This window comes from Kribbella sp. NPDC002412 (assembly GCF_053592935.1).
Window position 1 is genome coordinate 42,109 of record NZ_JBSFBL010000006.1, and the last position, 12,125, is coordinate 54,233.

9 protein-coding genes are annotated in these 12,125 nt (G+C 69.3%); 2 read left to right on the plus strand and 7 right to left on the minus strand.

Annotation, left to right across the window (positions count from 1 at the left end):
• Positions 1-28: 28 nt before the first annotated feature.
• Complete coding sequence (locus tag ACWCOV_RS06710) at positions 29-706, minus strand: winged helix-turn-helix transcriptional regulator (RefSeq protein WP_449828246.1); 678 nt, start codon at positions 704-706, stop codon at positions 29-31.
• 110 nt (positions 707-816) lie between these two features.
• Here ACWCOV_RS06710 and ACWCOV_RS06715 point away from each other — a divergent pair, with 110 nt between their 5' ends.
• Positions 817-1,674: a class I SAM-dependent methyltransferase gene (locus ACWCOV_RS06715; RefSeq protein ID WP_449828247.1), complete on the plus strand. Its 858-nt coding sequence runs from the start codon at positions 817-819 to the stop codon at positions 1,672-1,674.
• 8 nt (positions 1,675-1,682) lie between these two features.
• On the opposite strand, the gene ACWCOV_RS06720 is transcribed toward ACWCOV_RS06715, so the two are convergent.
• From ACWCOV_RS06720 to dxs, 5 genes are all read right to left on the minus strand, one after another.
• The gene (locus ACWCOV_RS06720; protein ID WP_449828248.1) at positions 1,683-2,993 is read right to left on the minus strand and encodes a peptidase MA family metallohydrolase; all 1,311 of its coding nucleotides are present in this window, start codon (positions 2,991-2,993) and stop codon (positions 1,683-1,685) included.
• Between the two features lie 68 nt (positions 2,994-3,061).
• Entirely contained in the window at positions 3,062-4,543 is a 1,482-nt protein-coding gene (locus ACWCOV_RS06725; RefSeq protein ID WP_449828249.1) for an amino acid permease, read from the minus strand.
• A 69-nt stretch (positions 4,544-4,612) separates the two neighbouring features.
• Positions 4,613-5,980: a hypothetical protein gene (locus ACWCOV_RS06730; RefSeq protein ID WP_449828250.1), complete on the minus strand. Its 1,368-nt coding sequence runs from the start codon at positions 5,978-5,980 to the stop codon at positions 4,613-4,615.
• A gap of 81 nt (positions 5,981-6,061) precedes the next feature.
• The gene (locus ACWCOV_RS06735) at positions 6,062-7,399 is read right to left on the minus strand and encodes a hypothetical protein (protein ID WP_449828251.1); all 1,338 of its coding nucleotides are present in this window, start codon (positions 7,397-7,399) and stop codon (positions 6,062-6,064) included.
• A 10-nt stretch (positions 7,400-7,409) separates the two neighbouring features.
• A complete protein-coding gene (gene dxs / locus ACWCOV_RS06740) occupies positions 7,410-9,302 on the minus strand; it encodes a 1-deoxy-D-xylulose-5-phosphate synthase (protein WP_449828252.1) in 1,893 nt (630 codons plus the stop codon).
• 146 nt (positions 9,303-9,448) lie between these two features.
• Between dxs and ACWCOV_RS06745 the strand changes: the two genes are divergently transcribed.
• Complete coding sequence (locus ACWCOV_RS06745) at positions 9,449-9,955, plus strand: DUF402 domain-containing protein (protein ID WP_449828253.1); 507 nt, start codon at positions 9,449-9,451, stop codon at positions 9,953-9,955.
• Between the two features lie 349 nt (positions 9,956-10,304).
• Here ACWCOV_RS06745 and ACWCOV_RS06750 read toward each other — a convergent pair whose 3' ends face one another.
• A complete protein-coding gene (locus ACWCOV_RS06750) occupies positions 10,305-12,104 on the minus strand; it encodes a LamG-like jellyroll fold domain-containing protein (RefSeq protein ID WP_449828254.1) in 1,800 nt (599 codons plus the stop codon).
• Positions 12,105-12,125: the final 21 nt, after the last annotated feature.

Consider the following 12,125-nt stretch of genomic DNA (forward strand, 5'->3'; position numbering starts at 1 on the left):
AAGCCCGCTCCGGCCCCCAGCACCTTGGTCAGCCGATTCGTTCCCGGACAGCCGGGGCGAAGGGGCTCCAGAGGAACCAGGTCGGAAGGGCCTTGAGCAGCCGTGGCGGGCCGGCCAGGGTGACCGTCCCGTCCCTGGTCGCCTGGGTCAGGCTGACGATGCCGGAGAAGACGCGCATCAAGCCGACCGGCTCCGTGGTGAGGACGACGTCCGAGTCGAACCCGGGGTGGTCGGTGCACACCGAGGCCTCCCGCCGGTCGAGGATCAACCAGATCCGGGTCGGGTCGTCACCGCGGTACTCGAACTCGACGGTGACCCGCTGCCCGGGCAGCTTCCCGAAATCGACCCGCCGCGACATCCACCAGGTCAGCGTGACGGGATCGACCTCCCGGGGCTGTGGCTCGCTGAACATCCACCGCACCGCCCACTCCCCGATCGACATGATGACGCCCTCGAGGTCACGACCCGCCGGGGTGAGCTGGTACTCGTGGCCGCGGGCGACCGGGACCAGCTCGAGCACGCCCTTGCGTTCAAGGTGGTTCAGGCGTTGTTTGAGCAACGTGCGGGAAATGCCGGGCAGACCGCGGTCGATGTCGTTGAACCGCCGGCTCCCGAGCACGAGCTCGCGCACGATCAGGGGCGTCCAGCGGTCGGCCAGCACCTCGCTCGCCAGAGCCACCGGACAGTACTGGCCGTAGTCTCGCATGGCTCATTGTGCGCCCCGGTCCAGGATGTGTACCAGCCAGGTCCAGAACCAGTACTAGTCCGTCGTACCGCTCGGCTGATGCGCTGGGACCCTCATCACAGGAGGGGATCATGACCGTCACTTTCGACCCGAAGGTCTACAAGCAGACCACCCGCGCGCAGTGGGAAGACGCCGCGGAGGCCTGGCACCGCTGGGGCCCGACCATCGAGGACTGGCTCGGCGACGCCACCTCGGCCATGCTCCGCGCCGCCGGTATCAGCGCCGGCGCACGCGTCCTGGACGTGGCCGCCGGGGCCGGTGGGCAAACGCTCGCCGCGGCACGGCTGGCCGGGCCGACCGGCCGGGTGCTGGCAACCGACATCTCGCCGGCCATTCTCGGGTACGCCGACCGCCAGGCTGCCGAAGCCGGGCTGGAGACGGTCGAAACCCTGGAGGCGGACGGCGAGGACTTGTCCGGGCTCGACGAGGGCAGCTTCGACGCCGCCATCTCCCGCGTCGGCCTGATCTACTTCCCGGACCAGCAGGCTGCTCTGCGCGGCATCCGTCGGGCGCTTCGGCCAGGTGGGAAGTTCTCCGCGGTCGTCTACTCGACACCGGACCGCAACGGCTTCTTCTCGATTCCGGTCGGCATCATCCGCCGCCGGGCCGAGCTCCCACCGCCGGCACCCGGCCAGCCTGGTCCGTTCAGCCTGGGCAACCCGGGTGTCGCCGAACAGGCCTTCACCACGGCCGGCTTCCACGACATCGCCGTGGACGTCGTACCGTCCCCGGTCCGGCTGCCCACCGCCGCCGACTGCGTCCGCTTCGAACGCGAGTCCTTCGGCGCCCTCCACCAGATGCTGTCGGGCCTCGACGAGTCCGCCCGAGCCGCGGCCTGGAAGGAGATCACGGACCAGCTGACCCAGTTCGAAGCCCCCGACGGCTTCGCCGGCCCCTGCGAAATGCTCGTGGTCACCGGCACCCGCTGAACGAACCATCAGCCCTTGAACTTCTTGGTCGCGGCTACCAGCTGGGCTGGGGTCTTGTTGGTGTGCTTCTTGAGGATGGCCAGGTAGCGGGTCTGGGTGGTGTTGTGCTGGGCCAGGTCGGTGTAGAGGGCGGCCACGCCCTTCTCCCCCAGCTCGTCGACCAGGTACGACGTGATCCACCAACTCTGGCCGTACGACCGGTCGCCGGCCGCGTCGAACTGGGCGCGGTCCGGCAGCACCTTCATCGACGACAGGTACTTGGTCCGGACCGTCTTGCGGTACGGGTCGACCGACCACTGCGGATCGTCCTCGATCGACGCGCACCGGACGTATTCCGCGATCCCCTCGACCAGCCAGATCGGCGTCCGGACCCCTAGCTGCAGGGTCGCGACATGCGTCATCTCGTGCACCAGCAGGTCCTCGGCCAGCTTCTTGCGGACCTCCGGGTTGACCACGATCCTGCTGCTCACCGGTGGCACCGACTTCTGCTTCCACGGATCACCGTCGTACAGCGAGACCGCCTTCGCCGCGATCGTCCAGCCGGAGTTGCTGCCCGCCTTCCACAGCGTCGCCATCACCCGCGGCTCGGACATCGCGACCACCATCACGGCGCCGTTCCAGGACCGCTTCCAGTGCCGCCGTACGCCGTCGACCGCGCCCTGCGACACTCGTGCGATCTTCTGGCCGAGCGCCTGCTCGCCCTCGTCGACCACCACGAGCACCCGGCCGCGCCGGATCACCGCGATCTCCTGGAAGTCCCACGGCTGCCGGTGCCCGTCCGGGCTCAGCGCCTCGTCGATCGCGCTGTCCTCGACCAGGACCCAGCCGCCGCCGCGCGGCACGAACGCGTAGCCCAGGTCGGTCTGCACCGGGCTCCGGTCCAGGTCGGTCAGCTGGTAGCGCATCATCACCCGGGTCGAGAAGACGGCCGCGCCGTACTTGGCCATCAGCTCCGGTGACCGGCGCTCGTCCTCGACGAAGTACTTCAGGTTGGTGAACTTGAACGTCCGCAGGTTCGTGAACAGCATCCGCTGCCGCGCGACCAGCTCCGGCTGCTTCGGGTCGACGACCGCGAGGAAGCCCTTCAGGTCACCCTTCAGCACCGCCGCGGACCGCTTGGCCAGGATCGCGTCGACCGCGGTCTTCCGCGCCGCCTTCTGCGCGTCGGTCAGCTGGCCGGGCGTCGCCGTGGCCTTGACCGCGACCGCGCTGCTGCCAGGCACCGAGCCGCCCTGCTGCAGGCGTACGGCGACCACCCCGGACGTCCCCGCCAGCACGAGCGCGGCCAGGCCTGCGAACAGGCGCCGCGGGTGCTTCATCGTGTCCCCCTCCAGTGGTCGGCTGACGGATCCTATCGCCAGCCGACCCGGAGTGGTCCAGACCCGACCTAGGCGCGCGTGCTCTCGCCGGTGCGCTCCTCGATACCGACGCGGCTGCGACGGTAGCCGTAGAGGAAGTAGACCAGGAAGCCGAGCGCCATCCAGATGGCGAACCGCAGCCAGGTCTCCAGCGACAGGTTCAGCATCAGGTACACGCAGATCGCCGCGGCCAGGATCGGGATCACCGGGCTGCCCGGCACCCGGAACGACCGCTTGATGTCCGGCCGGCGCTTGCGCAGGATCGGGACCGCGATCGACACCATGGTGAACGCGGCCAGCGTGCCGATGTTCACCATCTCCTCGAGCTTGCCGATCGGCGTCAGCCCGGCCACGATCGCGACCAGGATGCCGATCCCGATGGTCAGCCGGTACGGCGTCCCCCACTTGGCGTGCGTCTTGCCGAGCTCACGCGGCATCAGGTGGTCGCGGCTCATCGCGAACACCACCCGGGCGGCGCCGATCATCAGCGTCAGCACCACCGTGGTCAGGCCGGCCACCGCGCCCGCGGAGATCAGCGTCGCGAACCCCGGCCGGCCGACCGAGCGGAACGCCTCGGCCAGCGCCGCCTCGCTGTTGATGTCGGTGTAGTTGATCATGCCGGTGATGACGATGCAGACCAGCACGTACAGCACGGTGCAGATCGCCAGCGAGCCGATGATGCCGCGGGGCAGGTCGCGCTGCGGGTTCTTCGCCTCCTCGGCGGTGGTCGCGACCACGTCGAACCCGATGAACGCGAAGAACACCAGCGAGGCGCCGGAGATGATGCCCATCACGCCGAACGTCGACGGGGTGAACCCGAACAGCGCCTGGAACAGCGGCGTGGTGATGGTGACGTCACCGCTCTCGGACGGCACGCTCGGCGGGATGAACGGCGTCAGGTTCGAGCCCTTGACGTAGAACAGGCCGGCCACGATCACGAACAGCACCACGAACAGCTTGATCGCCACCAGCGCCAGATTGACCCGCAGCGATTCCTTGATGCCGATCGTGGCGAGCGTCGCCAGCACCAGCACGAGCAGCATCGCCAGCACGTTCACACTGCTGTCCGGCCCGATCGACTCGGGCCAGCCCAACCCGATCTGTTCCAGGAACAAGGCGGCGTACGTCGACCAGCCCTGGGCCACGACGCTTGCCCCGAGCATCAACTCCAGCAACAGGTCCCAGCCGATGATCCAGGCGAAGATCTCACCGAGGGAGAAGTACGAGAACGTGTACGCCGACCCGGACACCGGCACGGTGGAGGAGAACTCGGCGTAGCAGAGCGCGGCCAGGGCGCAGCAGATCGCGGCGAGGACGAACGAGAGCGCGATCCCCGGCCCGGCGTAGGTTTTCGCCGCCCGGCCGGTCAGGGTGAAGATGCCGGCGCCGATGATCACGCCGATACCGAAGACCGTCAGATCGACGGCGGTGAGGCGTTTCTTGAGCTGGTACTCCGGCTCGTCGGTGTCGGCGATCGACTGCTCGATCGTCTTCTTCCGCAACAGACTCATCTGCGCCTCCTCGAAGTGGACGGACCCATTCGAGATTGCCCCTCTGACACCGCGAGGTCAAACCGCCACTCAGCGTTGCGGCTGGTAGGACTTGAGTGACGTCCACAACGTCACTTCGGTGAGCCCGCTGCGGTTCTGCAGGATCCGGTCGCGGGCCGCCTGGTCGATGCCGTGCCGGGCCATGTCCTCGTACAGTTCCTCGACCTTCAGCAGCCCGAGCCGCTGCACCAGGAACCGGACCGCCAGCCAACTGACGCCGTACACGTCGGTGCTGTTCTGGTAGAAGCCGGCGTCACTCGGCAGCGCGGTCAGCGCCGGCAGCGCGTCGTCGATGACCTCCTGCTCCCACTTGCCGACCTCGCCGGCGCCGCTGATCGCCTCGATCCCCCGCCAGGACACGTACTCGGCCGCGCCCTCGGCCAGCCACAGCGGCTCGTAGCCGCCGAGGTCCGCGGTGGCGACGTGGGTGATCTCGTGCGACAGCAGGATCTCGTCGACCCGGTCGCGCTCGTTCGGGTTGATCACGATGTACGCGCCCGCGACGGTGCCGTCGGCGGTGTCCTGGCCGGGCAGCGAGGAGAACGTCGAGCCCGCGCTCGCGGCCGACTCGATGTCCTCGTCGGCGAACCGGGCGTCGCGCACGTCGAGCTCGTCCAGCGCGATCACGAACACCGACCCGCGCCACTTCCGTGGCCAGTACGCGGTCACCTGGTTCAGCGCCTCGGTCGCCTCGGCGACGATCGCCCGGCCGCGCTGGGTGTCGCCCTTCTCCACCACGGCCAGCACCCGGGGGCCACGGTGCACCTCGATCCGGCCGAGGTCCCAGGCCTCTTTGTGCGCGCCCGGCCCGAGGTCGTTGTCGAGGTCGTCGTCGTCGGTGAGCACCCAGCGCCCGCGCACATTGATGAACGTGTACCCGAGCTCGCTGGTCACCGGCGCCTGGTCGACCTTCGGGATCTGGTACCGCATCAGGATCCGGACCAGGTACGTCGTCCGGCCGTGCGCCCTGGCCACGTCCGGGGCGAACCGCTCCTCGGCCTGGCTGTAGCCGAGCTCGGTGAAGCCGAGCTCGACCAGGTTCGCGAACAGCACCTTCTGCTCGGCCCGCAGCCGCTTGTCGGCCGGGTCGAGGTCCTGCAGGAACATCGCCTCGTTGACGGTCTGCACTGCCTGGGCCCGGCGGATCAGGATGGTGTCGATGGCGATGCGGCGGGCCGCGACCGCGGCGGCGGTCTTCGAGGGTTTGGACGACTGGTTCGGTCCGGGGGTCAGGGTCGCGGTGGGCCTGGCCCGGGCATCCCGTTCCCGATCTTCAACGGTGTACACCACGCCGCCGGAGACGAGCGCGACCGCCACCAGCAACCCCAGCCAGCGGCGGGGGCCATGGGGCGGCGCCTGAGCGCCAGGCGGTCCGGCGCTAGGGGTGGACACACTCACGTCGGGTCGATCCTCCGAGTACCCGTCTGCTGCAGCCCGGCTACCCTACTCGGTTCCCCGGATTCCACCACCGACACGCCGTCAAACGGCGGCCGCCTGGAGTGCCTGGAAGAGGCCGGCTTCGGTCAGGTTGAGGTGCTCGAGCATGATCCGGTCCCGCTCGGCCTGGGTCGAGCCGAGGGCCGACATCTCCTGGTAGAGCGTGCCGACTTCGGTCGCGCCGTACTTCTCGAAGAGGTAGTCGACGGCCAGCCAGGACAGCGGGTACGAGCTGTCGGACTGCTGGAAGAAGACCGCGTCGGCCGGCAGGCTCTTCGCCTTTGCCAGGTACCTGGTCCGGACTGCCTGCCGATAGCTGTCCAGCGCCAGGTTGTCCGCGCCGTCCATCGGCAGGAACTCGACGTACGTCGCCGCGCCCTCGACCAACCAGCGTGGCGCCTGGGCGCCGTACGGCGCGGTCGCCACGTGAGTGAACTCGTGGGCGAGCGTGCGGGCGTCGACCTTCGTGCGGTTGCGCGGGTTGACCACGACGTACGAGTCGGCGCGCTGGCCCTCGCCGTTGACCTCGCCCGGCAGCGTGCGGTAGACCCAGGTCGCCATGGCGATCGCGTCCTCGGCGTTCTTCGGCACGGTGTAGTCGGCGCCGCGGACGACCTTGTCGTCGAGGGCGATCACCACACCGGAGCCGGTCCAGCCGCCCGGCCAGCTCTTGCTCACCGCCTTCACCGCGCTGGCCGCCTGGCCGAGCAGCTTCGTCGCGAGCTGGTCCTGCCCTTTCTCGACCACCACCAGGACTCGGGGCGCGCGTTTGACCAGCACGTCGCCGGTGTCCCAGGCCTCTTGGTGGGAGCCGCGCGGGAGTCGCTTGTCCAGGTCGGTGTCCGACACCAGCATCCAGCGGCCGTCCGCCCGCTCGGTGAAGGTGTAGCCGAGCATGGCCCGCACCGGTACGGCGTCGATGCCGCGGATCTGGTACGTCATCGCGACCGCTACCAGGTACGTCGACGGGCCGTACTTGGTGGTGACTGCTTCGTCGTACTGCTGGCTCAACTGCTGATAGACGAGCCGGGCGAGGCCGAACTGGCGCAGGTTCGTGAACAGGGTGCGCTGCCGGGCGACCAGGCTCTTGTTGCCCGGGTCGACGTCGGCGAGGAACGCGGCCTGGTCGTCCTGAAGCACGGCCTGGGCCCGCTTCCTCAGCACCAGGTCGACCGCCGCGGACCGGGCCGCCAGGTCGATGTCCGGCGTACTGGGCGTCGACGTGCCGGCCCCGTCGGCGCGGTCGCTCGACCGGTGCAGGGCGAGACCGCCCCCGACCGCGGCGACCACCAGGGCCAGCGAAAGCAGCAGCGGCCAGAACCTCGTGCCCTTGGCGGCCGCGTGCCTGCTCTTCGGGGGCGCGGCGTGACGCCCGGACATGTCGGCCGACTCAGGCGCCGCCGGGGCGACCGCGCGCCGGGTCGGGCTCGCTGATCGGGTCGCCGGAGCGCTGCGCGATCAGCTCGGTGATGTCCCGGGCCAGCTCCTGCCCGGTCAGCCCGATCTCCTGCAGTACGGCGGGACGCTTGGCGTGGTCGAGGAACTGCTGCGGGATGCCGAAGTCGCGGACCGGCGTCGTCACCCCGGCGTCGCGGAGCGCCTGCGAGATCATCGACCCGCAGCCGCCCGCCCGGCCGTTGTCCTCGATGGTCACGACGTACTTGAACTTCGCCGCCAGCTCGACCAGCTTCGGGTCGACCGGCTTCACCCACCGCGGGTCGACGACGGTGACGCCGAAGCCCTGGGCCTCCAGCCGGTTGGCGACGTCCATCGCGGTGGCCGCCATCGAGCCGATGCCGACCAGCAGCACGTCGGTGCCGGTGCGCTCGAGGACGTCGAGCTCACCGATCCGGTCGATCGCCTCGATGTCGGGGAACACCTCGCCCTTGGCGTACCGCAGCACGGTCGGGGCGTCGGAGACGTCGACTGCCTCGTTCAGCAGCTCCTCCAGCCGCTTGCCGTCGCGCGGCGCGGCCAGCCGGAGGCCGGGGACGAGCTGCAGGATCGACATGTCCCACATGCCGTTGTGGCTCGGGCCGTCGTCACCAGTGATACCCGCGCGGTCGAGCACGAAGGTGACGCCGCACTTGTGCAGCGCGACGTCGAGCAGCAACTGGTCGAACGCCCGATTGAGGAACGTGGCGTACAGGCCGACGACCGGGTGCATGCCGCCCATCGCCAGGCCGGCCGCGCTGGTGACCGCGTGCTGCTCGGCGATGCCGACGTCGAAGATGCGGTCCGGGAACTCCTGCGCGAACGGCGCCAGCCCGGTCGGGTGCAGCATCGCGGCGGTGATCGCGACCACGTCCGACCGGCGGTGACCGATCCGGACCAGCTCGTCGGCGAACACGTCGGTCCAGCCGCGCGGCTTGTTCGCCGGCCGGACCTGGTGGAAGTTGTCTTCCTCGTCCTGCTCGGCGGCGGCGTACCCGAAGCCCTTCTGGGTCACCGCGTGCACGATCACCGGCCCGCCGAACGACTTGGCGTTGCGGAGCGCGTCCTCCATGGCCTGACGGTCGTGCCCGTCAACGGGACCGACGTACTTGAGGCCGAGGTCCTCGAACATGCCCTGCGGGGCGAGCATGTCCTTCAGGCCCTTCTTGATCCCGTGCAGCACCTCGTACATCGGTGGGCCGACGTACGGCGTACGCCCCAGGTTCTTCTTGATCAGGTCGAGGACCTTCTCGTACCGCGGGTTGGTGCGCAGGCTGGTCAGGTGCGTGGCCAGGCCGCCGACGGTCGGGCTGTAGGAGCGGCCGTTGTCGTTGACGATGACGACCAGCTTCAGGTCCTTGGCGGCGGCGATGTTGTTCAGCGCCTCCCAGGCCATCCCGCCGGTCAGGCCGCCGTCGCCGATCAGCGCGACCACGTGCCGGTCCTCGCCGCGCAGCCGGTAGGCCTTGGCCAGGCCGTCGGCGTACGACAGCGCGGTCGAGGCATGGCTGTTCTCGACGATGTCGTGGTCGGACTCGGCCTGGCTCGGGTAGCCGCTCAGGCCGCCCTGCTGACGGAGCGTGTCGAACTTCGGCGCCCGGCCGGTCAGCAGTTTGTGCACGTAGGTCTGGTGCCCGGTGTCGTAGACCAGCCGGTCCCGGGGCGAGTCGAACACCCGGTGCATCGCCAGCGTGATCTCCACCATGCCCAGGTTGGGACCCAGGTGGCCGCCGGTCCGCGACACCGTCTCGACCAGCACGTCCCGGATCTCCGCCGCGAGATCGGTGAGCTGCTGACCGGTCAGCTTCTTGAGGTCCGCCGGCCCTCCGACCGTCTCCAGCACGCGCATCGAGCTCCTCCCGCGGATCGTCCTCGAATGCTTGAGTCTATGCACCCGCCGCCCGGTTTCCGAACTCGCAAGGGTCTCCGGGCGAATCTCACACTCCAAGACGCCGGGTCGGCGGACTTTGTTCGGGTTTCACCTAGAGTGACGGCATGGAGATGGTGAGGACGCTGTTCCGGAAGTACGACGGGCAGCCGCATCGCCTCGTGGAAGCGTTCCGGCTCGGCGAGGACGAGCACGGCCTGTGGGTCGGCTCGGTCCCCGGCACCCAGGGCCAGCGCGCCGACGGCAGCTGGAAGACGATCGACCACCACCGCGTCCGGCTCTTCCCGCGCGGCCAGTGGTGGAGCGCCCTCTTCAACGACGAACCGCACCAGACCCTGATCTACTGCGACGTCACCATGCCGCCGGAGTTCGGCGTCGACACCGTCACCGCCGTAGACCTCGACCTGGACATCCGCCTGATGCGAGACGGCACCGTCCGCGTCATGGACGAAGACGAGTTCCACGCCCACCAGCTGAAGTACAACTACCCACCCCAGGTAGTAGCCACCGCCCAAGCCACCTGCACCTGGCTGGCCACCCACATAACCACCACAGAACCCTTCACCACCGCCTACAAGCCCTACCTAGACCAAACCCGCGCCCTCAGCAAATAGAGCGGCACCGGCGAGCGGTCATCTCGTTCAGCGCTCGTCCCATTCCTGATCTCTGCGTTTCTCCAGCCCTGGATCGCGCACAACGGCGGTCACCGCAACCACCTGACCACCCGAGTCAAGCAGCGCAAGCCACCGGCGATCGTCGGTGCGGACTGAGAACGTCTCCACGGCCGGCCGAGGGCAAGTTCCTCGACGAAGGCGTCCAGCCCCAGCGTCCTCGGGCCTTCCCCCGCCGTACTGCGGGCCACAAACCTGCTCATGCGACGACTTCCACTACCAGCCGAACCCTTCGCCGGCAGGCCCTCTCCCTCGCCGGATAGGCCCCCTACGGCGGCGAGGGAGAGGGGCGTCAGGAGCCGCAGTTCTGTAGCTCGGGCCATTCGGTGCAGGCTTTGGACTGGGCGAGGGGGCCGGCGTAGATGCGGATGTCGTCCAGGCGGCCGGTGAAGGGGGTGCCGGTGGAGCCGGGGGTGCCTAGGACGGTGCTGCCGGTGCGGGTGGGAGCGAGGAAGGTCTGGGTGCTGCCGTTGCCGGCTCTGAGGTCGACCGTCAGGGTGATCTCGCCGGTGGGGTCGCCGAAGGCGTTCTGGCCGGTGGATTCGTAGGTGCCGATGAGCAGGTGCCAACCGTCAGGCGGCTGGAGCTCGCGGTCGACCGTCGAGGTGGCGATCGTGTCGGTGTCGGAGTCGGCGTTCGCGCGGGCGAAGGACCACTCGTAGGAGTACTCGTCGACGGGCTTGTACTCGAACCGCCAAGTGTCCGTCGTGCTGGTCCCCTGGCGGGCGACGACCATCGGCTTCGACGGGTCGCCGACCTTCACCCAGACCGCCACCGAGAAGCTCGCGCTCCCGTCGATCACCGGCCGACCGAGGCTGACGGACTCCCGGGAGCTACCCGTCATCGCCAGCACCCGCCCACGCTCGGGGTCGTCGACGAGCGCCCTCGACTGGTCACCTCCGAACCCGGACACCGTCATGTCCGCGCCACGCACCGTCTCCGCGGTCCGCCAGACCCGATCGGTTCCACGTACGGCGGAGTCGAGCGGCCAGTGCGCCGCGATCCCGGACTCGATCGGACCGTTGGGACTGCGGGGCTCCTGCAGCCCGGAGATCTCCTCGGCGCGAAGCACCCGCTGCCAGACCTGCAGGTGGTCCAACGAGCCCGCGAACGAACCAATCGCCGTACCCGCGTAGATACCCCGCCCCACAGTCAACGGACCCGAGGCCTTCCAAGCGGCCGTCGCGGGGACGACCGTGGTCTGCTGCAGGCGGCCGTTGACGAACAGCCGGAGCTCTTGCGAGGTAGCGTCGTACGACGCCAACAGGTGGGACCAAGCGCCGTCGACCGGAGCCTCCTTCGACGAGGCGCGGTAGAGCGTCGGCGCCTGTACGTCGGCCGACGTACGGGCGAACACCCACCGCTTGCTCGACGGGTCGTACCCGAGCGCCACCGACGGACTGTTGGTGCCGTTGACCGCCGCGACCACCCCGAGCTTGGACACGCTGGTCGGTCGCACCCAGCCCGCGATCGTGAAGCTCTTCGACGTGTCGATGACCGACTCGCTCGCCTGCGCGTAGCCGTCGACGCCGTCCAGCGCCAGCGCCCCCTGCAGCCGTCCCTTGCCGTCGAACGCCGCTCCCCCGTGCAACGTGAGCGGGTGCGTCAGACCGGGTCCGTCGGCCGCCGTCGTACCGCTGCCGTCGTCGAAGGTCCACGAGCCGACCGGCCCCGGCGACGGAGCGACGTTGAACATGAAGTACGTCGTGGTGCTGAACTGACCGATCGAGTTGATGCTCTGGACCGCCAGCCGCATGAGTCCGTCGTCCGGCGGCCGGAGGTCGAGCGTCGCGGTCGAGCCCTCGACCTCGCTGTAGTTCCCGCCGAGGAAGTAGTACCGGAACCGCACCACATCAGGCGAGGTCGCCGTCAAGGTGAAGGTCACCGCGTCGTCGAACACCACGACCTTCGGGCAGACCGGCTGGTTCAGACAGTTCGCCAGCTCGGCGCCCTGATAGGTCGCCGTCACCGTCGGCGGCGTCGGCGGCTCGTCCACAGCGGCCGCCGGCCCTGACAGCACTCCGATGCCCAGCGCCGCCACCGCGACCGCCACCGCGAGCCGTAGCCGGCTCCGCTGACTCCACCCGACCATTGGTCCCCTCCCAGGATCGAC

Coding starts and splice junctions, on each gene's coding strand:
- dxs (WP_449828252.1), bottom strand. CDS start 9,302: ATGCGCGTGCTGGAGACGGTCGGAGGGCCGGCGGACCTCAAGAAGCTG.
- ACWCOV_RS06725 (WP_449828249.1), bottom strand. CDS start 4,543: ATGAGTCTGTTGCGGAAGAAGACGATCGAGCAGTCGATCGCCGACACC.
- ACWCOV_RS06720 (WP_449828248.1), bottom strand. CDS start 2,993: ATGAAGCACCCGCGGCGCCTGTTCGCAGGCCTGGCCGCGCTCGTGCTG.
- ACWCOV_RS06710 (WP_449828246.1), bottom strand. CDS start 706: ATGCGAGACTACGGCCAGTACTGTCCGGTGGCTCTGGCGAGCGAGGTG.
- ACWCOV_RS06715 (WP_449828247.1), top strand. CDS start 817: ATGACCGTCACTTTCGACCCGAAGGTCTACAAGCAGACCACCCGCGCG.
- ACWCOV_RS06745 (WP_449828253.1), top strand. CDS start 9,449: ATGGAGATGGTGAGGACGCTGTTCCGGAAGTACGACGGGCAGCCGCAT.
- ACWCOV_RS06735 (WP_449828251.1), bottom strand. CDS start 7,399: ATGTCCGGGCGTCACGCCGCGCCCCCGAAGAGCAGGCACGCGGCCGCC.
- ACWCOV_RS06750 (WP_449828254.1), bottom strand. CDS start 12,104: ATGGTCGGGTGGAGTCAGCGGAGCCGGCTACGGCTCGCGGTGGCGGTC.